Source organism: Sphingopyxis sp. (assembly GCF_035998965.1).
Taxonomy (GTDB): domain Bacteria; phylum Pseudomonadota; class Alphaproteobacteria; order Sphingomonadales; family Sphingomonadaceae; genus Sphingopyxis.
In genome coordinates this window covers 19799-46793 of record NZ_DASYHE010000014.1, presented here as the reverse complement: position 1 = coordinate 46793, position 26995 = coordinate 19799, and the positions used below count along the sequence as shown (strand labels likewise).

Annotated in this window: 14 protein-coding genes; 5 read left to right on the top strand and 9 right to left on the bottom strand. The window is 63.4% G+C overall.

What is annotated here, in order from left to right; all coding sequences use genetic code 11:
* Window positions 1–115: 115 nt before the first annotated feature.
* The 5 genes from VGN68_RS01580 to VGN68_RS01560 all read left to right on the top strand — a co-directional run bounded on the left by VGN68_RS01580 (window position 116) and on the right by VGN68_RS01560 (window position 14832).
* Window positions 116–8818 carry a DUF5801 repeats-in-toxin domain-containing protein gene (locus tag VGN68_RS01580; protein WP_327473237.1) on the top strand — a complete coding sequence of 2901 codons (8703 nt, stop codon included), beginning with the start codon at window positions 116–118 and terminating at the stop codon, window positions 8816–8818.
* A gap of 101 nt (window positions 8819–8919) precedes the next feature.
* On the top strand, window positions 8920–10317 hold the full coding sequence (locus tag VGN68_RS01575; protein WP_327473235.1) for a TolC family outer membrane protein: 1398 nt from the start codon (window positions 8920–8922) through the stop codon (window positions 10315–10317).
* Window positions 10314–12500 (top strand): type I secretion system permease/ATPase, encoded by a 2187-nt coding sequence (locus tag VGN68_RS01570; protein ID WP_327473233.1) that lies wholly within the window; start codon window positions 10314–10316, stop codon window positions 12498–12500. The genes VGN68_RS01575 and VGN68_RS01570 overlap by 4 nt, the downstream gene beginning before the upstream one ends.
* Window positions 12497–13558 (top strand): cell wall hydrolase, encoded by a 1062-nt coding sequence (locus VGN68_RS01565; RefSeq protein ID WP_327473231.1) that lies wholly within the window; start codon window positions 12497–12499, stop codon window positions 13556–13558. Before VGN68_RS01570 ends, VGN68_RS01565 begins: the two co-directional genes overlap by 4 nt.
* Window positions 13555–14832, top strand: coding sequence for an HlyD family type I secretion periplasmic adaptor subunit (locus VGN68_RS01560; protein WP_327473229.1), 1278 nt, complete (start codon window positions 13555–13557; stop codon window positions 14830–14832). The genes VGN68_RS01565 and VGN68_RS01560 overlap by 4 nt, the downstream gene beginning before the upstream one ends.
* Before the next feature lie 82 nt (window positions 14833–14914).
* Here VGN68_RS01560 and VGN68_RS01555 read toward each other — a convergent pair whose 3' ends face one another.
* The 9 genes from VGN68_RS01555 to VGN68_RS01515 all read right to left on the bottom strand — a co-directional run bounded on the left by VGN68_RS01555 (window position 14915) and on the right by VGN68_RS01515 (window position 26985).
* Window positions 14915–15655, bottom strand: coding sequence for a response regulator transcription factor (locus VGN68_RS01555; protein WP_327473227.1), 741 nt, complete (start codon window positions 15653–15655; stop codon window positions 14915–14917).
* A 557-nt stretch (window positions 15656–16212) separates the two neighbouring features.
* Window positions 16213–17346, bottom strand: coding sequence for a transglutaminase-like cysteine peptidase (locus tag VGN68_RS01550; RefSeq protein ID WP_327473225.1), 1134 nt, complete (start codon window positions 17344–17346; stop codon window positions 16213–16215).
* 157 nt (window positions 17347–17503) lie between these two features.
* The gene (locus VGN68_RS01545) at window positions 17504–18685 is read right to left on the bottom strand and encodes a dipeptidase (RefSeq protein ID WP_327473223.1); all 1182 of its coding nucleotides are present in this window, start codon (window positions 18683–18685) and stop codon (window positions 17504–17506) included.
* Window positions 18682–20259, bottom strand: a complete 1578-nt coding sequence (locus tag VGN68_RS01540) for a serine hydrolase (RefSeq protein ID WP_327473221.1) — start codon at window positions 20257–20259, stop codon at window positions 18682–18684. The genes VGN68_RS01545 and VGN68_RS01540 overlap by 4 nt, the downstream gene beginning before the upstream one ends.
* Complete coding sequence (locus VGN68_RS01535) at window positions 20256–21377, bottom strand: hypothetical protein (RefSeq protein WP_327473219.1); 1122 nt, start codon at window positions 21375–21377, stop codon at window positions 20256–20258. The genes VGN68_RS01540 and VGN68_RS01535 overlap by 4 nt, the downstream gene beginning before the upstream one ends.
* A gap of 134 nt (window positions 21378–21511) precedes the next feature.
* The gene (locus VGN68_RS01530) at window positions 21512–22552 is read right to left on the bottom strand and encodes a DUF1611 domain-containing protein (RefSeq protein ID WP_327473217.1); all 1041 of its coding nucleotides are present in this window, start codon (window positions 22550–22552) and stop codon (window positions 21512–21514) included.
* Between the two features lie 20 nt (window positions 22553–22572).
* Window positions 22573–24759 carry a TonB-dependent receptor gene (locus VGN68_RS01525; RefSeq protein ID WP_327473214.1) on the bottom strand — a complete coding sequence of 729 codons (2187 nt, stop codon included), beginning with the start codon at window positions 24757–24759 and terminating at the stop codon, window positions 22573–22575.
* Window positions 24760–24763: 4 nt separating this feature from the next.
* Complete coding sequence (locus VGN68_RS01520; protein ID WP_327473212.1) at window positions 24764–25906, bottom strand: dipeptidase; 1143 nt, start codon at window positions 25904–25906, stop codon at window positions 24764–24766.
* 86 nt (window positions 25907–25992) lie between these two features.
* Complete coding sequence (locus VGN68_RS01515; protein ID WP_327473210.1) at window positions 25993–26985, bottom strand: dipeptide epimerase; 993 nt, start codon at window positions 26983–26985, stop codon at window positions 25993–25995.
* Window positions 26986–26995: the final 10 nt, after the last annotated feature.

Here is a 26995-nt window from a genome sequence, read left to right as displayed (position 1 = left end):
CTCTGCGCGACATCCGGCGCGGAAATGCGATGCCGTTCGCCCGTTTCCGCAGCGACCCCCGTACAGGTCGCTGCCGCGTAACGCGCGAACATCGAGGTGCAGGGGGCATTAGGCGATGGAATTGAAGCGGAATGAACAGCTTGGCGAAATCGCCACGATAGCACGCGCCATTCCGCCCGGTGCGACCACGATCCTGCCTCGCGATGGCGTCATCCAGCTGCCACCCGGAACCCGGCTCGACGCGATCAAGCTTTCGGGAAATGATCTGCTCGTCACCCTGCCCGACGGGCAAGTGCTGGTGATCGTCGATGGCGCGCTGCGGATCCCGCAAATCAAGGTCGGTCCGATCAACATTCCGGCCCCCACGATCGCTGCGCTGATCGCTGGGCAGGAACCCGAACCTGCCGCCGGCCGACCGCAGAGTTCGGGCGGCAATTTTGCGCAAACGCCGGGCGACATCGGCGACCCCTTTGGCCTTGGGGATCTGCTGCCCCCGACCGAATTCGGCTTCGCCCCAATCTCGAACGTCGAGGTCATTCCTGACGCGATAGACGACGAACCCAAAATCCTGATCACAACCCCGGACCAAACCGTCGGGGTCACCGCCGCGACTGCGTTGGTATCCGAGGCAGCGCTGGCCGCGCGCGGCACCGAACCCGCCGGGACGGATCCCGCCTCGCCGCGAGAATCCACAAGCGGCACGATCCAGATCGCCGCCCTCGACCAGCCGGTCGTAGTCGCCGTCAACGGCACACCCGTGACCACGGTCGGACAAGTCATCACGACCCCGCTGGGCCAGGTGACGATCACCAGCATCACGCCGGGTCTGATCGGCTACAGTTATACGCTGACCGATAACAGCACCGACCCCGCCGCCACCGACGTCGTGACGATCACCGTCACCGACAACGACGGCGACGTCGGTACCGCGACGCTCACGCTCACGATCGAAGATGACGCCCCGATCGCGCGCGCCGATATCGACGACACCCTCCTTGGCAGCAACGCTCCGCAGGGCGGCAACGTCATCACCGGCGCGGGAACCGCCACCGGGGCGGCGGGCGCCGACTCTCCCGGTGCAGACGGAGCGTTGATCACCGGTGTGCGCGGCGCATCCGCTACTGACTTCAGCCCGACCGGAACGCCGGTGCAGGGCCAATATGGCCGCCTGGTGATCGCACCGGACGGGACCTATGCCTATGTCCGGTCGGCGGGAACGCCGGGCGGCGTCGAAGATGTTTTCACCTATCGGCTGACCGACGGCGACGGTGACGTGTCGACCGCGACGCTCACGATCCGGATCGGCGATACCGCACCCAGCCTGATCCTGCCCGGCGCAGGCGACGACGGCACCTTCGTCGATGAAGCCGGCCTGCCCGAACGCGACGGCGAAAGCCCCGGTTCGCGTGAGGGTGACGGGTCCGATTTCACGTCCGGCGTCATCCAATTTGGCGCTGGCGATGGACCCGCAGCACTGACGATCAATGGCGTTGCTGTTACCGAAGAAGGTCAGGCGATCGAGCTGGCGACCGGCACCTTCTACATCATTGCGATCAATCCGGATTCGATCGAATATTTCTTCTGGCTGGCCGACAACACATCCGGCGACAATGCGTCGCAATTAATCACCGTTGGCATCACCGACCTGGACGGCGATACCGTATCGGCCAGTTTCGAAATCGATATCATCGACGATGTCCCGGAAGCCGTCGCTGACTTCGACAGCATAGCCGCGGGCGATTTTGGCACCGCTACCGGCAACGTCATTACCGACGCCGAAAACGACGGCGGGCGCGATTTCCCCGGAGCGGACGGCGCCAGCGTGTCATCGGTGGCAGGTGGCGGCAATTTCGTCGCCGCGGGAACACCCGTCGCGGGATTATATGGCGTCCTGACGCTGAACGCCGACGGCAGCTACAACTATGTCCGTAACCCCGGCACCCCGGGCGGCGTGTTCGACACCTTTACCTATCGGCTGACCGACGGCGATGGTGACACGGCCACCGCCACGCTGCGGATCGCGATCGGCGATGGCGGCGTCACCGTTCAGCTGCCTGACGGCGACGACGATGGTCAGCTGGTGTCCGAAGCTGGGTTGCCGAATGGATCCGCGCCCGACAGTGACTCTGCAACGACCGAAGGCTCGATAACCTTTGCCGCGACCGATGGCGTGGACGCCGTCCGCATCAATGGCGAAACGGTGACGGCCGTCGGCCAGATTATTGCGGGCGAATATGGCACGCTGGCCATCACCAGCATCACGGCGACGTCGATCGGATACAACTACACTCTGGCCGACGCGACCAGCGGCGACGATGTGGTTGAAACCTTCGGCGTCGTCGTGACCGATTCGGACGGCGATAGCGCCAGCGGTACGCTCAGCATCGTCGTCGAGGATGATGTCCCGACCGCGGTCGACGACCTCGACCTTCTGCAATCGGTCAGCACGGCGACCGCCGACGGCAATGTGCTGACCGGCATCGGCGGCAGCGATGCCAACGCCACCGATGGCGAGGCCGACATTCCAGGCGCTGATGGCGCGAGCGTCACCGCCATTTCGTTTGGCGGTGAAGGCGGCGACATCAACGGCCTGACGTTTGGCGCCTATGGCTCGCTGCAGATCGCGGCGGACGGAAGCTACATTTACGCGCTGGACCCCGAAAATGCCGACGTGGCGGGACTCGACGGCGACGACGAGCTGACCGAAGTCTTCGAATATGTCATCACTGATGGCGACGGGGACGAGGCCACCGCCACACTGACCGTGGTCATCCGCGGCCGCGACGACATTGTGACGATCAACGGGCTCAATCCCGAAGGCGCCGAAGCAATTGTTTCCGAGGCTAACCTCGCCGACGGTTCAAACCCTGACAATGCTGCTCTGACCCAGACCGGCGACTTCAGCTTCAATGCCGCCGACGGGATCGCGACGATCACAATTGCTGGCGAAACCTTGTTCGACGGCGCAATTGCCGCCGGGCTGGTTATCACGACCGAGTTGGGCATTCTGACGATCACCGATTTCGCGCCCATATTCGACACCGCCGGCGATATCATCGGCGGCACGATCAGCTACAGCTACGAACTGACCGAAAACAGCGTCTTGCACAGTGGCCCAACCAACGGCGCGCTGACTGAGGCTTTTGCGATCGAAATCACCGACAGCGACGGGTCGATCGCGACCGCAACCCTCGACGTTCAGGTGATCGACGATGTCCCCGTCGCACGGTCGGCCCCCTCGATCACTGTCGGGGAAGACGCCGCCGCGATTTCGGGCAATCTGCTGACCAACGACACGCAGGGTGCCGACGGTGCAACAGTAACATCGGTGACGATCGGCGGCGCGGTCGTGGCGGTCGCCGCCACCGGCACCACGACTTTCAGCAACGCCAACGGCACCTATACCTTTCAGGCGAATGGCGTCTGGACGTTCGATCCGGTGCCGCAAGTCAGCGTATTTCCGATCCACGCCGATTTCACTTACACGATAACCGACAGCGACGGCGATCGGTCATCGGCGGTGCAGCAGATCCGCCTGGCCGATGGCACCTTGCCGACCGCCAGCGGGCCGATCCAGCTGACCATTGACGATCAACATCTGGAAAGCGGTTCGACCCCGTCGCCGGTGCAGCCGGTTTCCAGCAGCGGCAATATCATCTTCACCCCCGGCTCCGACGCCATCGCGTCGATCGGTTTTGGCGATATTTCGACGCTTGACGGCGGGCTCAGCTGGACGCTCGAATCCGAAAATCAAATCATCGGATGGGACGCCGACGAAAATCCGGTTGTCGTGATCGACCTCAACGTGTCGGGCAATGTCGCGACGGTGACCGTCACGCTGCAATCCAATTATGCGCTGCACCCGGACACCACGCTGGACGATCTCGTCGCGCTGGGATCGCTGGAAGTGATCGCGACGGACGCCGACGGCGACGTGGTGGCAGGCACGGTGGGAATTTCGGTTTCCGACGATGTCCCGTCGATCAGCGCGCTGTCATCGCCCGCGGGCCTGCTGACGGTCGATGAGAGCAACTTGGCCGAAAACGCGACAGCAAACTTCGCCAGCCTGTTCAACATCGTCACCGGCGCCGATGAGGGAGGCAGCAGCGTCAGCTATACCTTCGAAGTGACAACAGCGACCGGGTTGGTCGACGTCGCCACGGGGTCAAAGATCATCCTGCAGGCGACCGGCAATGTCGTCGAAGGTCGGTTGCAGGATTCGCCATCGACCGTCGCCTTCCGCCTGACCGTCGCCGCCGATGGTCAGGCGACGCTAGATCAGATCCGTGCTGTCCGCCACCCCGACGCCGCTAGCCCCGACGACCCGGTGACGTTATCGCCGACCATCATCCGGCTGACCGCAACCGTCACCGACAGTGACGGCGATCAGGCGTCGGCACTAGTCGCCATCGGCAATACGCTGCTGTTCAAGGATGACGGCCCGTCGATCGACGCGACCAATGTCGATACCAACAGCATTACCCTGACGACGCAGGACGCCGAAACGCGCGGCAGCGCGTTCGACGTGGCAACCGCGAACTTCTCTGCGGCGTTCTCGACCGCACTGGTCAATTTCGGCGCCGACGGTCCCGCAGATGCAGCCGCAGTCAGTTGGACCTATTCTCTTGTGCTGGGCTCGGCGGCCGCGACCTCCGCCCTGACCAGCAACGGCGTGCCGGTCACGCTGGCCCTTGTCTCCGGCGAGATCGTCGGCAGCGCGGCCGGCACGCCCATTTTCTCTATCGCAGTCAACCCCGCGACCGGCGTCGTCACGCTGACCCAATTTGCCGAAATCGATCATCCGCTGCCGGGTTCTTCCAGCAGTTATGCGGCGCAGCTTGTTGAACTCGGGGCCAACCTGGTCGAGCTGCGCGGCACCGCGACAATCGTCGATCGCGACGGCGACAGCATTTCGGACACTGTAGCGGTCGACCTAGGCGGCAACATCCGCATTGCCGACGACGGCCCGTCGATCACTGCGGGCGGCGCTGCATCGCCGCTGACCGTCGACGAAAGCGACTTTGCCACCAACGCGACGGTCGACCTGTCGGGCCTGTTTACGGCGACGACCGACTTCGGCGCAGACGGCCCGGGCACTATCGCTTATGAATTGGGCGTCACCGCCGGAGCGAGCGGCCTGATCGACTCGCTGACCGGCGAAGCGGTGATCCTGTCTATCGAGGGCGGCGTCGTCTTCGGCCGCACCTCGGCACATGAAGTATTTCGCATTTCGGTGACGCCGGGCGGGCTCGTCACCTTTGACCAGTCGCGCGCCGTTCTCCATTTACCCGAAAACGGTCCCGACCAGAGCTTGTTCCTGTCAGGCAGCAACTTGATTACGCTGACCGCCATCGCAACCGACGGCGACGGCGACACGGCGCAAACCACCGCCGATATCACCGGCCATTTTGCAATCCGCGACGATGCGCCGCTAGCGGTGCATGACAAGGATAATGTCTCGCGCGACGGCCAGAATTTTGCCGACGGCAATGTGCTGACCGGGATCGGCGGCACAGACGACAATGGGATGGACGGATCGTCCGACAGTGCGGGCGCCGATGGTGGCATGCTGGTCGTCGGTGTCGCTTTTGGGTCTACCACGGGAACACCGGGTGCCGCGCTGGCGGGGGACTATGGCACGATAACGATCGCTGCCGATGGCAGCTATCGTTACGATCTCGACCCCAATGACCCCGCGGTCATCGCGCTGAACGCCAACGAAACGCTGACCGAAACTTTCCATTATACGGTTCAGGACGCCGACGGTGACACATCGGTCGCCACAATCACCATCTCGATCACCGGCGCCAATGATTTCCCGATCGCGCGCGCCGATACCAATTGGGTGCTCGACGGCGTCAGCGGCTCGGACCCGAGCGCATCGGGCAATGTGCTTCAGGACATCGCGCATCCCGGCGCACCGTTCGGCAGCTTTGCCGACGTCGCCGACAACGACCCCGATCTGGAGGCGATCACCGTTATCTCGGCTGGCACCTTTGTCGGTCTTTACGGCACACTCGTGATCAACGCCGACGGCAGCTACACCTATACGCTCGACGAGGACAAGCCGGTCGTCAACGCGCTGGATAGCGGCCAGACACTGACCGAAAGCTTTGCTTATACGATCAGCGACGGATCGCTGTCGGTCGGCTCGACCCTGACTATCACCATATTTGGCACCAACGACGCCCCGACGATCGGCACGGCAATCGCGCGCGTGTCGGAAGAAGGTCTGCCGAACGGGCTGCCCGATACGGCGCCGAACGCCACGCTCGACACCACCAACAGCGCGACCTTCAGCGGCACGCTGGCGATCGGCGACGCCGACGCAGGCGAGACGTTGACAGCGACGCTCGGCGACCCAGGTGCAGTGCTGACCGCAGGTGGCATTCCGGTTGCCTGGACCGGGATCGGCACCGGCACCCTGATCGGTTCGGTCGGCGGATCGGAAGTCATCCGCGTCACGCTCGCATCGAACGGCGCCTACACCGTAACGCTGTCGCGCGCCGTCGACCATCCGACCGTTGCGATCGAAGACCTCAAGGACTTCTTCGTCCCCGTCTCGGTATCTGATGGTACCACGACCACGACCAATGCCTCCGCAATCCAGATCGTGATCGAGGATGATGCGCCGACCGCCACCGGCGAGACCGGAGCGACATCGCAGCCGACGCAGGATGTTAACACCCTTTTCATCCTCGACTTTAGCGACAGCATCGACAACAGCGAACTGAACATCATGCTGGAAGCAGTCCAGGGCGCGCTTGCGCAGTTGGACAGCGCGGCATCAGCCGTCCTGACCATCAAGTTCGTGATCTTCTCGTCGGGCTCATTCGCCTCGGAGGCGTTCTCAACCGCAGCCGACGCAAACGCCTACCTCGACTCGCTCAACCCAGCGGCCGGCGGCGAGCGACCGTCGCAGGACGATATCGGGTTCAACACCAATTACACCGGCGCGATTCAGACCGCGCTCGCCAATTTCAACACCATCCCCGGCGCGAGCAATCAGGTGTTTTTCCTGAGCGACGGAAACCCGAACCAGCAAACGCAGTTCGGGGGCATCCCGCCAATGGTCATTAATTCGCTGACTGCCGCCACCGCCACGGCGTGGAACAATTTCGTGGACAACAACAATGTCAACGTCACCGCGATTGGTATCGACAACAACCCACTGCAACCGCTGAATATCCAGCGGCTGCGCGATGTTGACCTGAACGCGGCGCCGAACAATGAACCGATCTTGGTCGATGATTTCGAGGATCTGGTCGCGACCTTGCTATCGGTGATCGTGCCGTCGGCAGTGTCGGGTGATCTCGACGCCAATGATTTCTTCGGCGCCGACGGCGGCCGGTTGCTGTCGATCACCATCGGAACGACGACATACACCTGGGACGGTGCATCAAGCATCGCAGTGTCGAGCGGCGGCAGCATCGCCGGAAACAGCCTCAATACAATCACCACCCCGATGGGCGGTACGCTGACGCTGAACTTTGCTACGGGTCAGTATAATTACCAGCCTCCCAGCCCGATCACGGTCACCGCGACCGAGGTGTTCAACTATGTCGTAACCGACCGTGATGGCGACACCGCGGCCACCAACCTGTCGGTCACCATCACGGCGCTGGCACCGCCGATCGCGGTCGATCTGGATGGCGACGGCGTCGAATTCGTGTCAAACGCGGCGGGGGTCAGCTTCGACTATAATGGCGACGGGATCGCCGAGACCACCGCATGGGTCGGCGCCGACGACGGTCTGCTCGCGATCGACAAGAATGGCGATGGCAAGGTCAACAACGGCGCCGAACTGGTGTTCGGCGGCGCGGGCCTGTCCGATCTGCAAGGTCTGGCCGCGACCTATGACAGCAATGGCGACGGCAAGCTCGACGCGACCGACGCCGAGTTCACGAAATTCGGCATCTGGCAGGACGCGAACAGCAATGGCGTGACCGACGCGGGTGAATTCCGCTCGCTGATTAGCGAAGGCATCATCAGCATCGCGCTGACATCCGACGGGCGCGCTTACACCGCCGCCTATGGTCAGGTGCAGGTGAAGGGCGAAGCGCTCTACACCCGTGCCGACGGCAGCACCGGCAAGCTCGCCGACGCGGCCTTTGCCACCAATTTCGCCGACCAGCAGCGGGTCGCCGCAACCAACGGAACCGCAGGCGTTTCGACCGCGATGCTGGTGGCCGGACTTGCCGCCGCGACTCCGCTGGCGGCGCGCCCGCCCGCCACGTCCGATGGCGACGCGGCGGCTTCGGCGCAGCAATCCGGCCTACCGAACGAAACCCCCGAACCAATATCGTCGCTTCCCGCCGCCAAGGCCGAAGGGCTCGTCCACGAGTATTTCTCTGGTCCGGAAACGGCAAAAATCGAAGCCGATCCTACCCAGCGCCAGATGGACGAGGATGAACGGCGCGAGCCACAAAGCGACGAGCTCGACACCTCAGCGCCCGATCCGACCTATGCCCAGCTGCTTGCTGGAACCGATGTCGAGCTGCCCCCCGAACCGGCAGCGGCAACCGCATCGGGCGACCAGATGCAAATGGCGCTGCCGCCCGAAGCGATGCCTGACTCGGCCGTCGCACAGATCGACACGATCGTCGCAGCCGCGCTGGAGGGGCCACAGGTCGAACTCGACGCGCTGCTCGGTCCCGCGGCACCAGCGGAGCCCGTGCTCGCCCGCATCATGCTGGGTGATGGCGGTGCGGTCGGCCTGCTCAGCGACGGCGCATCAGGTCAATCATTCATTGCCGATCTCGCGCAGCAGCATGTCGTGGTGCAGCTCGAACAAATGGCCTCGGCGGGTCACGCATAGGCCGACCGGCAGCGATGCCGGACATTATGAAACACCGGCGCAGGTGAAGGATCACGCAGAAGGATCTTCGACTTCGACCGGATAAATGCAGGGGACAAAAGATGCCGAAAATTCGTACCGCAGCTTTGTTGCTTACGGCGATTGCACTCGTTCTAACCCACGAAGCCGGCTGGGCACAACGGATTGAGCTGAAGACCGCGGTAGAAACGGCCGTTCAGACCAACCCCGAAATCAACCAAGCGGTCGAGAACAAGACCGCGATCGAATTCGAACGTGAACAGGCGCAACGCCTGTTTGCGCCGCGCGTCTCGGTCGAAGGCTCAATTGGCATTCGCCGCCTCGAAAACAGCACGCGCCGGGCGTTGGGCATCGCCGACAACGAGCTGTACCCGATGGAGGGTAGCCTCAGCGTGGAGCAGACCTTGTTTGACGGCGGGGTTCGCCGCAATGAAGTCCGACGTCAGGCAGCGCGCACCGACGGTGCTGCGTTTCGGGTCGAGGAACGCTCGCAGTTTATCGCGCTCCAAGTCACACGCCAATATCTCGACTATCTGTTGCAGCAACGGATCGTCGCGGCGTCCGAGGACAACATCGATTTCCACAGCAAACTGGTAACCGACCTGCGCGAAGGTGTGGCCAAGGGGTCGCTCAGCATCGCCGATCAGCAGCAGGCCGAAGAACGCCAGCAAGCGGCGCGCGCGCGCGTGACCGAGGCCAATCTCGACCTCATCAACACTTCCGCATCGTTTCGTACCCTAACCGGGCTTGACCTGATCGATGGCGCGGCGCTGCCGCCCTCGCTCGCCGGCAGCATCCCGGCGACGATCGAGGACGCACTGGCCCGCGCCCGCGAGCGAAACCCGCGCGTGCGCGAAGCACAAGCCGACCTTGACGCCGCCCATTCGCTCGTTCGCAAGGCAAAAGCCGAAATGGCGCCAACGCTCGCGCTCGAAGGCAACGCCCGGATCGGCGACGACATCGACGGGTTCCGCGGCGAAACCAACGACCTGCACGCAGGAGTGGTACTGCGCTGGGACATTTTCAACGGCGGCATCAAACGCTCGAAAGTGCAGGAGATGTACCGGCGCGAAAAGGAAGCGCGCTATCGTATGGACCAGATGGTCCGTGAGGCCGAAGAGGATGTGCGCGTCGCGTGGAACACGTGGGACGCACAAGGCAAGCTGGTCAAGGAGCTGGAAGAGCAGAGCCGGGTTTCGGATGAATTGCTGCGCTCGTACCGCGCCCAGTTCAACGTCGGTCGCCGCTCATTGCTCGACGTGCTCGACGCGCAGAACACGCGCTATAACGTCCAGGTCCGCACCGAGACCGCCAAATTTGCGCAATTCTATTCGGAGTTCAAACTGCTGGCAGCGCTCAACGACCTGCTCGCAGCGATGGACGTCCAGCCGCCGGCCGCCGCCGCCGCGACCGCGCGCGAGCGGTTCAAGGTGAGACCGACCCCTGAGATGAATCCTGAAATGATGCGGGATCCCACATGAACTATCCGGCCGACGCCCGCGGGGCGCGGCGGTCGCGCCAGCCGTCCCCTGCAACGGGTTTTGAAGCATGGCGCAGCACCCCGGCGCAGGGCGATGAACTGCTCGAAGCGGTGGCAGCGATCGCCGCGCTGTTCGAGCGCCCCTTCTCTGACCTGCGGGTCAAAAAGGGGCTGGCGCTCGACAATGACAGCTTGGTGCCGCTCGATCAGCTCGATCACGCGCTTGGGGCCATCGGTTTGCGCTGTCATCTGGTGCGCCGGCCGCTGGCCGGGTGGAATACGCACGACGTCCCGGCAATCCTGCTGCTGGCGGACGACCGGCCGGTCGTGCTCACCGCCATCGACGACGACGGCTGCTGGGTCCGCTTGCCGGGCGCGAGCAGCGACCTCCAGATCGACCGGCGTCTGCTGGAAGCCGCCCATTCGGGTCAGGGCGTCATCGTCCGCCATGACCCCGCGAGCGAAACCGCGCGCGAACGGCCGTGGGATCAGGCGACAAAGCAGCATTGGTTCTGGAGCGAGGTGTGGAAGGAGCGTAGCCAATATGGCTATGTGATGTTCGCGTCGCTGCTGATCAATCTGCTCGCCTTTGCGATGCCGTTGTTCACGATGAATGTGTACGACCGCATCATTCCCAACAAGGCGGCGGCCAGCCTGTGGATGCTGGCGCTCGGCGCGCTGTTCGCGATCGCGGTCGAATATGGGCTGCGGCTGGCGCGCACCGGGCTGATCGACGAGGTCGGGCGCGGTATCGATGCGCGGCTGTCGCAGCGGCTGCTCGACAAGGTGCTCAACCTGCCGATGGCAACCCAGCGCGGCAGCACGGGCGCGCTCGCACGGCGCGTGACCGACTATGAACAGGTCCGTGATTTCTTTGCCTCGACGACCGTCGTGCTGGTGACCGACATCCTGTTCCTGGTGGTGTTCGTCGCGCTGATCGCGGTGCTTGGCGGCTGGCTGGCGGTCATTCCGATGGTGGCGATGGTCATTATGCTCGCGATGGGCTGGGTGTTGCAGCGGCGGATGAGCGCCGCCGTCGCCGACGCACAGGTCGATGCCAGCATGTTGCAAACGACGCTGGTCGAGACGATCGGCAGCTTGGAAACGGTCAAAGCCTGCCGCGCCGAAGGCCGGATGCTCGGCAAGTGGCGGCGGCTGTCGGCGTCGAACGCTTATACGCAGGAGGAAATGCGCAAGCTGACCGCGACGGCGGTCAACCTGGCGACGCTGTGCCAGCAGGCGACGGGCATCGCGCTGATCATCGGCGGCTTCTATCTGTTCAACGCCGGGACCATTTCGATGGGTGCGATCATCGCAATCGTGATGCTCGCCAGCCGCTCGCTGACCCCGGTCGGCCAGCTCGCTTTCCTGATGACGCGCGGACGGCAGGCGTTCGTCACCCTGAACAGCCTGCAACAGCTGATGGATCAGGACGACGAGCGCGACAAGGGCAGTCGCTCGATCACGCCCGAAGTCCGCGACGGGCGGTTGCAGCTCGACCATGTCGGCTTCCGCTACCCCGATACCGAGCGGGAATCGCTCGCCGATGTCAGTTTGAGCATCGAGCCCGGCGAACGCATTGGGCTGATCGGCCGCGTCGCATCGGGCAAGTCGACGCTGGGGCGGCTGCTGTGCGGTCTCTATGATCCGACCAGCGGCAGCTACCGGATCGATGGTCTGGAAAGCCGCCAATATGATCCGCACGACCTGCGCTCGACTTTGCGCTTTGTCGGCCAGGATGCCGAACTGTTCAGCGGGACAGTGCGCGAAAATCTGTTGGTCGGCGCCGCCGACGCCGACGACGCGAGCATTATCGATGCCGTCCGGCGATCGGGCGCCGACGAATTCCTTGGCCGCGACACCGCGGGTTTCGATTTTCATATCGGAGAGCGCGGCGCGCGCCTGTCGGGCGGACAGCGCAGCTTTCTGGTGCTCGCGCGCGCGCTCATGACCCCCGCGCATCTGCTGTTCCTCGACGAGCCGACCGGCGCGATGGACAGCCAGACCGAAAAGCATTTCGTCGATCGCCTGCAAGCCGCGATCCCAGCCAACCAGACGCTGGTCATCGCGACGCACCGGATGATGGTGCTCGGGTTGGTCGACCGGCTCATCGTCATGGACGAGGGCCGTATCGTCGCCGACGGCCCGCGCGACGAGATCCTCGCGCAGCGAGCCGCGTCATGACCGCCACGACCGCCCGCCGATACGGCACCGTCGCTCGCGATGACAACCGCCGCACGATCCTCTGGCTGGTCGCGATGGCGGTGGTGGTAACGCTCCTCACTTCCCGGACGATGTGGGCATATGTTGCCGATTTTGTCGGCGGCGATACCGCCGACACCGCATATAGCAGCCCCGACACACAGGTGATCACTGATCCTGAAATCGCGCGTCTGATCAAGCTGACCGAAGACCCCGGTGCGACGCCGATTCAGGCGCCCGAAACCGCGATGACGCGCAACGAGGCGATACCCTTCTCCACCGGCCCGGTCGCGTCGGCGCGGCCTTTCCATCCCGTGACCGCCGACCAAACGGCGGTCATGACCGCGCTGCGCTGTCTGACCCAGGCGGTCTATTTCGAAGCGGCTTATGAGCCGATCGCCGGACGGCGCGCGGTGGCGCAGGTGGTGATCAACCGCGCCCTGCACCCCGCATTCCCCAAATCGATCTGCGGCGTCGTCTATCAGGGCGTTAACCGCCCGGTGTGCCAGTTCAGCTTCACCTGCGACGGCTCGCTCAATCGGCGCCCCAATCCGGCGAAGTGGCAGGAGGCCGAGGATGTCGCGCGCGCTGCGCTCGGCGGCTACGTCGAAACGTCGGTCGGTCACGCGACCCATTATCACGCCAATTATGTGTCGCCCTATTGGGCACCCAAGCTGGTCAAGATCGCGCAGCTGGGCGCCCACATCTTTTATCGCTGGCCCGGCAAATGGGGAACGCCGGGGGCGTTCTCGGGTCGCTACAGCGGGATCGAAGCAATTCCGACGATCCTGGCACGCAGCGCGGTCGTGCGAGGGCGCGACGTCGGCGAGGGGCAAGGTCTGATCCAGGCCTCGTCCGGCAATACACTCGACGCACTGCAAGACCGCCGCGCCGCCAATGATGCGGGCGGACGTCTCGACACATCGCTCGGCTGGGAACTCGCGATCCCCGAACCCGAGGAAACCAGCCGTGCCGCGCGGATGATGGCGCGGCAACAGGGCGGCGAATTTGATGTCGCCGCAAAGGAGAGTGGATCATGATCAGATCGCGGCCCTATGTCGGCACGCGCCGGATCATCCTGGCGTCCGGCGTCGGCATGTTCGTCTTCGTCAGCTGGGCCAGCTTTGCCCAGGTCGATGAAGTCACTCGCGGCCAGGGACGCGTCATTCCGTCGAGCAAGGCGCAGATCGTCCAGTCCGCCGAACCGGCAACGATATTGGACATTGTCGTACGGTCGGGCCAAGCGGTGCGCAAGGGCCAGCTGTTGGTGCGCCTCGACGATACCGAATCCTCGTCACAGCTGGGCCAGATCGAGGCTGAAAACCGCTCGCTCGCGGCGCGCGCCGCGCGGCTTGGCCGCGAAGGCAATGGCGGAGCGGCCGCCGATTGTGCCCCCAACGCCAACGGTGTCAGACCCGCGGAGTGCAGCCAGGAAGCGGACCTGCAATCGGTGCGCGCCGCGACCCAGCGCAGCCGCCGCATGGCGCTCAACGCCGCCGTCGAGCAGCGCCGCCGCGACTATGGTGAGGCGCAGGCGACGATTGCCTCGCTGCGATCGAGCCTGTCGCTCGCCCAGAGCCAGGTCGACCTGCTTGCCCCGCTCGCCGCCAAGTCGATCGTGCCGCAAACCGAATTGCTGAACGCCCAGCGCGAAGTGACCGAGGTGCGCGGCAAACTGGCCGCCGCCGAACAGGCCGCGTCGCGCGCCGCCGCCGCGATCAGCGAGGCGCAGGCGCAGGCTGCCTCCGCCGGGCTGGAATTTCGCCAGGAAGCGCTCGACGAACGCAATCAGATCGTCGCCAAGATGGCGGTCAATTCGGAATCGCTGCGCGGAGCCGCCGGACGCCAGCAGCGCAGCGAAATCCGCTCGCCCGCCAACGGCATCGTCAACGACGTTCAGGTCACCACAGTAGGCGGCTTCGTCCAGGCCGGGCAAAAGATCATGCAGGTCGTGCCGGTCGGCGACAAATTGCTGGTCGAGGCGCGCGTCGCACCGCGCGACATTGCCTTCATCAAGGTCAACGACCGCGCCAATGTCAAAGTCACTGCCTATGACTTTGCCGTCTATGGCGGCTTGTCAGGGCGCGTCGTCCAGATTTCGCCCGACAGCCTGTATGATGAAGCAACCAAGGAAGCCTATTTTACCGTCGTCGTCGAAACCGACGTTGCTTATCTGCAAAATGGTCGGCGCCAATTACCGATCACGCCCGGCATGATTTGCGATGTCGAGGTGCTGACCGGCAAGAAGAGTGTGCTCAGCTACTTGTTCAAGCCATTTCTGCGCGCGCGCTCCGAAGCATTTACCGAACGCTGAGGGCCAAGACAAAGCGGCAATAGAGAGAGGCGCCACGGTTGCAGCCGCAGCGCCTCTGATCACCATGTAACGATGATCGAAGTCAGGCCGCCCTGCCCGAATAGGGCGGCGGCCTAACGTCGGCGCGAACCGGTCTTACCTCGCGGAGCGTCAGCTGCACCGGCTCCCCCAGGCCATTCTTGACCCCCCAGGTCGCGGCTTGGGTGCGGTTTTCGACGCCGAGCTTGCGCAGGATCGCCTTCACATGCACTTTGACCGTGGCTTCACAGATGCCGAATTGCCGCGCAATGACCTTGTTTGCCATGCCGGCCATAATGCTTTCGAGTATTTCAATTTCGCGATCGGACAGCCCGACCGAAGCGGCGCTGCTCTTCCAATCGCCGCCGAGGGCGGCGGGAACCCAGCTGGTCAGATTGTTGACGAGTTGCGACGGAAAAACCTTTTCGCCCAACGCGACCAATTTGATAGATTCCACCAGCGGCGCGCACAGAATCACTTTGACGATGACCGCGTCGACCCCGATTTGAAATGCCTCGACGACATCCTCGAACACATAGTGATCGAATAGCAACGCCAAGCGCGCCTGCTCCTTCTTCGCGGCGAGCCGACGGCAGGCGTCAAGGCCAAAGCCCGTATCGCCGCCATCGACGACGATCACATGACGATCGACATCGTCCGCGATCATCCCCTGCGGATCGAACAGCGCCGACGCATCGGAAACCGATGCGCAAATTTGAAAGCTTTCGCCGGAAAGGATGTTGCGTAACCCCTCCCTCGCGATTTCATATTTCGCCAAGAGCGAAATTTTGATCAACTGCGACATATCCGCCTCCCCTGAATTCTCAGTCAAGGCGACCCCACTTGTCTGGACTTCGGTCTAAACCACAAGTTTCCTTTGATGTTCATCGCGGCGGACCCCTCCCCACGTTGACACTGTTAATTTTATTGTTTGGTTATCCAATCGCTACCCATGAAGTTATACAACTAAATGACAGAATCTACGAGGATTTTATTATATACCCACAAAGAGGTAGGCCGGACGTTGGTCGGTGGGAGAGAGAGCGACTGTTCAGGGGAATGCAGCGATTCTAAACTTTTACAATGCAGCGGTTAAATTTGACGCAATCCCAAAGAGGATTTTCTAGCCTTTCGGATAAGCGCCCGGCGGCACGATGGCCTCGATGGGGCCATAATGGCTAACAATTGTGGTTAATGCTCGCTCTTTGGCTGATAAAGAATTGGCCGTAAACGCAGCGGGCCGGACGAGTCGCGACAGAGTCGATGCCGCCAATCCGGTTGCATTTTCGCGCACGGACCAGATCCGCCTTAGAACAGCGATTTGGATGCTGGAATTATCGCCGTTCCTGTGGTCGCCGCGAACTATCTGGTTCCGTGCGACCGCAACCGCCCCAACATTCTCGGCAATGCGTTGGTGATCGATAGATGGACAGAGGCGAGGTTGGCCGTTGTCGGCCAGACAACCGCCGTCTTTGACAATGGCCGCGCGTTCGCGGCTGGCGCAGCACTGGCAAACCCCACGGTCGATGTCTTTTCCGACGCCGCCATCATCGACGATGCCCGTTCGTCGCGATAGCCATGAACCCAACGTCGATCGCCGCTGAACGAAAGGATCGGCCGCATCGCATCGGATTTGCGGCCATCATAAATCCGGTCGGTCATGTTATCGAGCACGACCCATCCGGCCTTCGACCGCACCAGCAGAAACGCATGGTCGGCGTTGATCGCCAGGTCGCGCAGGAGGACGAGTTTCATGCGGGCGTCGTCGATACCGGCCGCTTGCAGCAAGTGCATTTTCAGGATCGCATAATCTTCGCAATCACCACTGCCACGCGACATGGTTTCGTCGGCCGTTGCCCAATAGTCGCGCTGCCGATAATTGCTTTCGTCAGCGATATACGCAATCTGGCGGTTGACCCATTGATTGATCCGTTCAAGCTTGACCGCCTCGCCAAGCCCGTCGGTCACCGCCGCACGCGCCAGCTGCGCCCGCATTAGCGGCATGGCCGGGGCGCGCCGCGCCCGCGCCCAGCGATCGTCAAAGCGCGTCGTATCGACCGGAATGGCTAGCGTCCCGAGCTCGCTGTCGTCATCGACGGCAAACGTAGCCGCAGCGGCAACGGGCAAAATACAATCGACGCGCCGCGGCGGGGCCATGTTTGCCAGATCCATCGGAAGCGGGCGCAACGAACCGAAAACCCGATCGACGCCAGTTGCCATCGCGGGGCTGGCCACCAGCGGCGAACCGGGTGCCGGAACAATGTCCTGCGTTGGCGCGGCCTCTTCCTGACGCATCCGCATACGGTCGAGCGCGGTCGGCATGTCATCAACGGCCAGCCGCGGCGCGTTGAATGACGGTGCGCCCGCGGACAGTGCAGCGCTGACATGACAGGTATCGCCGACGGAATAATGTTTCGCGTTCACCACCTTGGCCGCCGACGCCTCTGTCGCAGCAACAGGCGTTGCGGGCAGCAGGATCGCGGCGGCCACCGCCATTACGAACCGTCCGGTACCGGAACCGACTGATAGGGATTTGGGCGCCGACATGCCGCATGACATGCCAAAGCAAGGTGAGAATTCGCTTCATCCGGATGGTTAACGGCGCGTTGACCATTCACCCAAGGCGCAGCGGTGGCGATGGGGGGGCGCGGCCTTATGCTGCCTGCTGCGCCGCCAAGATGCGCAGCACATTGCCGCTCCACATCTTTTCGATGTCGGCGTCCGAATAGCCCGCCGCCTTCAGCCGCTCGGTCACCTTGGGCAGCGCCGAAATATCCTCGATCCCCTTGAGCCCGCCGCCGCCGTCCCAGTCGGCGCCGAAGCAGATATGGTCTGGCCCCGCGACTTCGATCGCGCGCAGCACCATCGCCATGTATTTTTCGAAATCGGCGGCCCACAGCGGTTCGGTCTTGTCGAGCTCGCGCCAGTTGCGGTTGAGCTCGGCCTGCTCTGCCGGCGACAGCGTGCCGATGCGCTCATATTGGCCAAACAATGCGCCGCGCGCCGGGGTCATATTCATGTCGGACATGAAGATCGTCGAAATGCACATCGCGCCGCCCTTGGCCGCCAGTGCCTTCAGCCGCCCCTCATCCAGATTGCGTGGATGATCGTTCGTGGAGCGCAGGCTGGAATGCGAGAGGATGATCGGATATTTCGACAACGCCAGCATTTGGTCGAATGCGGCGTCGGACGCATGGCTAGCATCGATCACGATGCCGAGCCGGTTCATTTCGGCGACCCATTGTTTGCCCAGCGGGCTGAGGCCTTTCCAGCGCGCCTCACCGGTCGCGCTGTCGGCAAACTGATTGGTCTTCGAATGCACCGGCCCCGCCATGCGGACGCCCTTTTGATGAAACTCGGCGAGCAGCGCGACATCCTCGCCGAGCGGATAGCTGTTCTCCATCGACTTGAAAGCGATGAGCTTGCCTGCCTTGTTCAGCGCCCGAGCGTCGGCGCCGGTGCGCGCCGCTCCGATCGCGTCGCCATGTTTGGCGATCGTCGCGTCGATCAGGTCCGAACGCTCCCGCGCGAACGCTAGCGCGTCGGCATAGCCCTTCGCATCAAGCGCGCCCTGCTCGGTGTAGATGACGAAAAAGCCGCCATCGAGGTTGCCGTCCTTCATCCGCGGGATGTCGAGCTGGACCATATCCCCGGTCAGCCCGTGGCGATCGGCAAAGCTCCACCCCTGCCGTTCGAAATGCAGCGGGGTGTCGAGGTGGGTGTCGAGCACGAGCATTCGGCTGTGTAGCGGCGCTTCCGGTGTCTTAACCGCCTGTTCGCCAGTCGAGCACGCCGCCAGTGCCGTGGCGGCCAGCAGGATTGCAAGATTCTTCACTTCTTCTCCTCCACCGGTTTCAGGTCGAGATCATGATAGTCCCAGCTGAAATCGGCAATCTTGCTCACCGCCTTCATCGTCACCCCGGTGATCTTGCCCTCGGCATCGAGCGCGAAGGTGACATAGGCAGGCTCGATCGCCGGGTCGTCAAAATCGGTGACGAAGCTGTCATATTGCCAATGTTTCAGGCGTCCCGCCATCCGCGGCGTCGAGGTGAAGTCGATCGTCAGCCCGGTCGTCGCCGACCCGATGACCACATCGCCATACCAGGGATCGCGGTAGCGCCCGGCATAGCCCGCCAGCGAAAGCGAGGGACCGCTTTTCGCTGGCGATGCCTGCGTCTGTTTCAGATATTCCACCCCGCCCGCGAGCCGTGATTGATACCAATCCTCCCATTTTTCGATCCAGCCATAATCGGGTTGATCGAGATAATGGTCGAGCAGATCGAAATAGAGGCCGAGGAGCATCCCGCTGTCCTCGCTGTTCATCATGATCGCGAAGCCGACATTCTTGTCGGGGATCATCACGACGCGGGTGATCGATCCGAACACCCCGCCGCTGTGCTGGATGATGCGGTGGCCGCGATAGTCCTGCACCTGCCAGCCGAGCGCATAGGCTTGCTGGTTCGGCTGCGCCGGTTTCAGGCTGTCGGGCAGCGGGGTGATCGGCATCGGGGTCACCGGCGCCCACATTTCCCTCGCCTGTTTTTCGCTGAACAGCCGCTTGCCGTTGGGCAGCGCGCCATAAGCGAGCTGGATCTTGAGCCATGCGGCCATATCGTCGGCGCTGAGCGCCAGCCCGCCCGCGGGCGCACCATTGCGGCCCAGCTCGTCGCGTTCGTTCAGCGCCTGCTGCGGGCCGAGACCGCGCAGCGCGCCGGACAGCCGCGCGTGCGGCCATGACCGATTGGGGATGCGGAAGCGGTCCTCGCTGTCGGTCGTCCCGTCGCGCATCCCGCCGGGGCGCAGAAGGCGATCGCGCATGAACACTTCCAACGTCTTGCCGGTGACCTCTTCGATCAGCTGACCCGCCACCGCATAGAGGATATTGTCGTAGGCGTAAGCCGAGCGGAAACTGGTCTGCGGCTTGAGGTAAGCGACCCGCTCGACCGTCTGTTTGCGGGTCAAGTTGGTGCGCGGCACGAACATCAGATCGCCCTGCCCCAGCCCCAGCCCGCTGCGGTGAACGAGCAGGTCGCGGATCGTGATCTCGCGCGTCACCCACGCGTCGTACATGCGGAACCACGGCATATGTTTGATGACCGGATCGTCCCACGCAATCTTGCCCTCGTCGACGAGGATCGCCAGCCCTGCCGCCGTCATCGCCTTGCCGGTCGATCCGGTCTGAAACAGCGTTTGTTTATCGACCGGCGCGCGCTCGCCGAGCTTGCGGACACCCCAGCCGCGCGACAGCGTCGTCTTGCCATCCTCGACGATCGCGATCGACACGCCGGGGGCGCCGATCTTCTGGCGCAAGGTTTCGACCGTTTCAACGATGTCCTTCGGCGGTTCGGCCCAGACGGGCGCCGCGACGGACAGCATTAGCGACAGTGCAAGCAGGCGGACGGCTTTCATGGCAGGGTCTCCATTCGAACGGGCGCGGGGCGCAAGAGGCGCCAGACGCCGATGGTCAGCAGCGGCCCGACAAAGACGATGAGGAACAGCCAGGCGAGGAAGCGGTAACCGCTCGCGATCAGATCGACGAGGCCGATGCGCGCGGCGACGAACATGCATCCGACCAAAATCACCCCGCCGATGGCAGCGCGCGCGCCGGTGCCCAGCGGCGGCCGGCCCCGCGCCTCAACGACCCCCGATACGCGCTCGTTGATCGCATGGATCGCGCCGACCCCGCTTTCGAGCAGCGCGGCAAAGATCATCAGCTGAAACAGGATGTGGAACCCCGGCACCGCCATCTGGCGGAGCAGAAAGTCCGAGGGCAAGGTCTCCGCGCCGATCGCCGGGTAAAAGGCCATCATCGCGACGAAGAACAGGATCGCGGGCAGCATCGTCAGCGGACCGGCGATGATCCCCGCGACCACCGCATCGCGCTGGCTGGTCAGGTGGCGCAGCACCGGCAGGATGATCACCGCGCCGACGATGTTGTAACTCGCATAGGTCAGCCCACCTGCAACCCAATTGCCCGACGGCGGCGGCGCATTGGCAAAGCCGTCGGCGATCAGGCCGCCGAAGCTGGTCAAGGCGAAGATCAGGAACAACGCATAGACGGCATAGATCAGCATCGAGGCATATTTGAACAATGTCTCGACAATGTCGGTCCCGAACGCGGTGAAGGCGACGATGCTGATCGCGAGTAGGATGGAACCGGCAAGTTCCGGCCAGCCAAAAGTCGCGGCGCCGATCGCACCCGCCGCAGCGCCGAACACGGCAAGGATCAGGATGACGAAGATCAGATAGGCCAGCTCGAACGCGACCCAGCCCGGTCCAAGAAGTCCCTGAAAAAAGGCACGATAGTCATAGGCGCCCATCTTGCGCGCCAGCGCGAAAGTGACCGCCGCGACGACGCTCCAGATCAAGGTCGCAAGCAGCATCGCCGACAGCCCGCCCCATGGCCCCGACGGCACGAAATATTCGGCGAGTTCACGGCCGGTGGCATAACCACCGCCGATGATGACCGCTTTCAGCGCCAGCCCGGGCAGCAGGAAGCGCTGGAACCAGCTAGAATTGGACGGCATCGGTTAATTCCTCGCTTGCGTCCCTGCGAAGGCAGGGGCCCATCACCTGCTCCATCACTCTCAACAGCCGCTCGCCGGATTTCGCAAAGGCCGGAGATGGGCCCCTGCCTTCGCAGGGGCACAAAAACGGGCCGTCATGCGAGAATATTTTCGACAAGCGCGTCGAAGGAGGCACCGCCGCGGATCGGGTCCGCGACTGGCAGACCGAGCCGCGCCAGCTCCGCCGCCATGAGCGCTTCGGCGGCGTCGGCGTCATAACTCGATGTATTGAGGCTGACCCCGCCGCAGCGGATCGCCGGATTGGTGCGGCTGCCGAGGCGGATGGTCAGGTCGATAACCTCCTCGATCGACGGCAGCGCAAAGCTCTCCATGCCCAGGATCACCTTGCGCGTCGGATCGTGACAGACGACGAACACATCGGGCTGGCTGCCGTGGAGCAGCCCGAGCGACACGGCGGCATAGGCGGGATTGAAGATCGACCCCTGACCTTCGATCAAGTCCCAATGATCAGCGGGCGCATCGGGGCTGAGAATCTCTGCCGCCCCCGCCTCGAAATCGGAGACCACGGCGTCCATCGGCATGCCACCGCCCGCAATCATGATCCCCGTCTGGCCGGTGGCGCGAAAGTCCGCATCGATGCCGCGTTCGACGAACGCGCGGTGCAGCGCCAGCGCGGTATATTTCTTGCCAAGCGCACAGTCGGTGCCAACAGTCAGTAGCCGCTTGCCACTGCGCTTGCGGCCGTTGCCGATCGGGATCGACGGCGGCGGCGTCCGCACGTCGATCAATCGCTGGCCGGTGCGTTTTGCCGCCTCGGCGAGCACGGGCAGGCTCGCCAGCCGGACGTGGAGGCCGCTGACGATGTCGAGACCCGCTTCCATCGCCTCGACCAGCGCGGCGATCCAGCTGTCGCCGATCACCCCGCCCTGGTTGGCAACCCCGATCACCAGCGACCGCGCCCCCGCCGCCCGCGCCTCTGCGGGCGACATTGGCGGCAGGCCGGTGGTGACGGTGCAGCCGCCGATTGCCAGCTCACCGACGCAGCGATCCGCCGCCCAATCGGCCAGACCAAAGGCGGTCTTGGCATAGCCCGCCTCGGTCGTGTCGCCGAGGAACAGCAGATAGGGCTGCGGCAGGGCGAGGCTGCTCTCCAGCCTGCCGGTGGGCGCGTTCATCGTTTCCAACTCCAATCCGCTCAATAAGCTAGGTCGAGCGCAACACCGACGGTTCGCGGCTGGAGCGGCGAAATGCCAAGGAAGCTCGGTTGATTGAGCCCATTGGCAAAAGTCGAGCGCGCCATCTCGCCCTGATTGTCGAGCAGGTTGCGGGCATAGGCACGCAAAGTCCAATGATCGTTGAAGGTGATCGAGGCGTTGAGATCGACCGATGTATAAGGCTTTGCGGTGGCGACCAGTGGATCGCTTTCGACCAGTGACAGCCGGTTGCTGGCGTGGCGGATACCGGCGCCAAAACTGCCCTTGTTGCCACCGCCTATTTCGAATTCATAGTCGGCGCGCAGCGCGCCGCTGAATTTCGGTACCGCGGGCAGACGGTCGCCATCGGCGCCGCTGATGTCGGGCACATCCTCGCTGAGCGTGGCGTCGGTGTAGCTGCCGGTGGCGCTGATCGTCAGCCCGGGGGTCGGACGCAACGCAAAGCTGCCCTCGATCCCTTTGCTCCGTGCCTTGCCGCCGTTCGCACCGCCCGACACGCCGCCGAACGAGCGCACGACCTGGATGTCGGTCCAGTCCATCAGGAACAGCGCGACATCGACCGAAACCAAACGATCGGCGAAGTCGGCCTTCAGCCCGATTTCATAGTTTTTCATGCGGTCGGCATCGACCGTCGGGGGGACATTGGGGACGATGACGTTCGGTCCGCCGGGGCGATAACCGGTCGCGAGGCGCGCATAGAGCATCGCGTCGTCGTTGATGTGGAATTGCGGACTGATCGAGTAAGTGAACACGCTCTCGGCCGATTTGCCCGGATCGTCAGCCTGCGGCACGATCGCGCCCGAGCTGATCTGGCGGAACGTCTGCTTGTTGCGCGCCCAACGCAGCCCGCCGGTGATTTCGAACTGCTCGCTGAGCTTGAACGTGCCGTTCCCGAAGATCGCATATTCCTTGTATGTCGCGGGCAGCCCGACGATCGCCAGCGGATCGAGCCCGGGGATCGGATTACCGGCCATGTCGAACGAGCGGACAAGCTGCGCGTTGCTGGTCGTTTCATCGGTGAAGAAGCCGCCGATCAACCATTCGAACTGTCCGCCACTCGGCGAGGCAAGCCGCACTTCCTGCGTCCATTTTTTCAGGCCTAGGTCGAGTGAGAAGGGCGTGATGCCCGGCGGCACCGCGCCGCCGGTCAGCAGCGGAAACAGCACGCCAAAGGCATAGCTGGCATCTTGCAGCTGCGCGCTCTGCGTCTTGCTGTACGTTGTCGCCGACGTCAGTGTCGCGGCGCCAAAATCGTAATCGAGCGTTGCCGAATAATAGTCGAGATCGATGTCGTAAGATTCGGGAACGAAATTGTTGAACGAGCGTCCATCGCCCAGCCGCTGCCCGGTCAGGTCGGCGGCGTAGAGGGCGTTGCCGTCGGAATCGAGCGACTGCCAGATCCCGGCCAGCTTCACACTGAATTCGGGCGTCGGCGTCCACAGCAGCGCCGCGCGGCCGCCGCGCTGTTCATAATCATTCTGGTCCTTCAGCGCGGCATTGTTGACGCTGTCGACCCAGCCTGGGGTGCTGCGCCACGCAAAGCTGCCGCTGACAGCAAGCTTGTCCTGCACGATCGGCACATTGACCATCACCTGCGCGCCCCAGCCGAGCCCGTCGCCGCCCTTAATCGCGAAACCTTCAACCCCGGCTTTGACGCTGAACGCATTGGTGTTCGGCTGGACCGTGACATATTTTACCAGGCCGCCGATCGAGCTGGCGCCATAAAGCGTACCCTGTGGCCCCTTCAGCACCTCGATCCGCTCCAGATCATAGGGCATCAGGTCGATCGTGAACGCCCCGGCACGGTTGTAGATCGCACTCGAACCGACCGGTGCGTCATCCAAATAGATGCCGACGGTCTGGCTCGAGTTCAGCGGCGCGACGCCGCGCAGCGTGATTGTCGTCTGCCCGGGCGTCCCGCTGTTGCTGACGTTCATTCCGGGCACGTAACCCGCATAGTCGACCAGCGATGCAGAACCCTGCTGCTGAAGCTCTTCACCGTTCACGACGGCGATCGAAATCGGCACGTCCTGGACATTCTGGACGCGCTTTTGCGCGGTGACGACGATCTCGCCTGCCGCCTCAACCGCGCCCGGTTCCTGCGCCTGTGCCGGCATTGCAGCGATCAATGCGGCGATGCTTGCGGCGAAATACAGTCCCTTGTTCATTGTCTTATCCCCAGACTTGCGCCAGCAGGCGGCGGAAATTGCCCCCCAACACGGCGGTGATGTTTTCGTTTGAATAGCCGCGGCGGATCAGTTCCTCGGTAAGGTCAAAGACCTTCAAAGGATGATCGAAACCGTCGATATCGATCTTGTCGCGAAACGCGTAGCTGCCCTTGTACGCGCCCTTGAGCAGCGCATATTCGTCGGGCTTCATGTCGTCATAGCCGTGCAAATCGGCATCCGACCCTATGCCGACATGATCGATCCCGACCAGCTTCGCGACATGGTCGATATGGTCGGCCATATGCGCGACGTTGGTCGGGTCGGTGGTGCGCACGAACATCCGCACCCCGGTGATGCCCATCACCCCGCCCTTGGCCGCCAGCGCCTTGATCGCGGCGTCGGTCTTGACCCGCGGGTGATCGACCAGCGCACGAGCATTGCTGTGGGTGATCGCGATCGGCCCCTTGGCGATGGCGATGGCATCGAGCGTCGTCTGGTCGCCGCAATGCGACACATCCACAAGCATATGCTGCTTTTCCATCTCGGCGATGATCGCGGCGCCATAATCGCTGACCCCACCGTCGACCCGTTCGGTGCTTCCCGAACCGATCAGATTCTGGCTGTTATAGGTCAGCTGCGCGCAGCGCAGGCCAAGGCGGCGGAACAGCGCGACATCCTCGATCTTTTCGAAATGCTCGGCGTTCTGGATGCCCATGATGACGGCGCATTTCTTATCGGCCTTCGCACGATCGAGATCGGCGACGCCATCAACCAGCGTGAACACATGGCTGTTGCGCCCGGCAAAGCCCTGCCAGCCCGCGAGAAATGTCAGCGCCTGTTCTTTTGCATCGGGACCGCCCAGACCATAGGCATTGTGAAAGCCCGTGATACCGCTGGCCTTGAACTCTACCGCCTCGGCATCGGTCAAACGGTGGGTGATATAGTCGGTCGACAGCGTGATCTTGAGCGGCGCCAGCATGTCGATGACGAGCGACGAGGCCACCAGGTCGACCGCGCGGCGCGAGTAGCGGCGCTCCGGCGCCGCCGCAAAGGCAAATGCCCCGCGGTTGATCATCGGCGCACACACAGCAGCCCCCACCGCGCCCGCCACCATGGCGCGGCGCGTCAGCGGGAATGATCGACTCATTCCACCCTCCACTCTCGAAATTTACACTTTCACGACTATTGTCCCAATCAGAAAATAGTCAACCCATTTAGGACATCAAACTGTCATTATCCCCAAATTTCTGCCGGGCAATGGATCATCCCGTCGCGATATTCGGCGCCCGGCACCCGATCGCGCGCCAGGAAGGTCGGACCGTCGAGGTCGACGATGTCGCACAGCTGGCCCAGCACAAACGACGGCGCCATCGACAGGCTGGTCCCCATCATGTTCCCGACCATAACGTCGAGCCCCAGCTTCCGCGCCTGCCGCGCGATCGCCAGCCCCTCGGTCAGCCCGCCGCATTTATCGAGCTTGATGTTCACGACGTCGAACCGGCCGACCAGCGTCGCCGTGTCGGCGAGCGTCACCGCACTTTCGTCGGCAACGAAGGGCAGCGGCCGTTTCAATCCGTCGAGATCGGCCTCGCGCCCGCGCTTCAGCGGCTGTTCAAGCTGTGCGATGCGGGTCTGAACCAGCACTGGCAGCAACTCCGCCAGCGTCCGAATATCATAACCCTGATTGGCGTCGACCCCGATCCACGCATGGGGGCGCGCGGTGCGGATCGCGACGACTCGAGCGATGTCGTCGCTCAGATCCCCGGTCAGCTTGACCTTTATCGGCGCGTCGGGATCGATCGCCAACGCGGCTTTCGTCATATTGCCTGCGCTATCAGCGCCGAGCGTCAGCGTCGAGGGCAGTGCGCGGGGTGGTTTCAATCCCGCCAGTTCCCATACCGGCCGCCCCGTTTGCTTCGCTTCCAGATCCCAAAAGGCGCAGTCAAGCGCGTTGCGCGCCCCGCCCGGCGGCAGCAGTTGCTGCAAATCAGCCCGCGTCGCACCAGCCTCGATCGCATCGCGGACGCGCGTCGCTTCGGCCAGCATATGGTCGATATCGTCGTCCAGATAATAGACCCCCGCCCCCTCGCCGCGCCCGACATGCCTGCCGTCGGACAGTTCGGCGACGAGCAGCGCGGTTTCGGTGAAGACATGCCCCGAAATGCGGAACGGCTGGTGGTAGGGGAAACGCTCGACCCTGAGGTCGAGCGTCAGTTCTTGGGTCATTTGCGTCGGC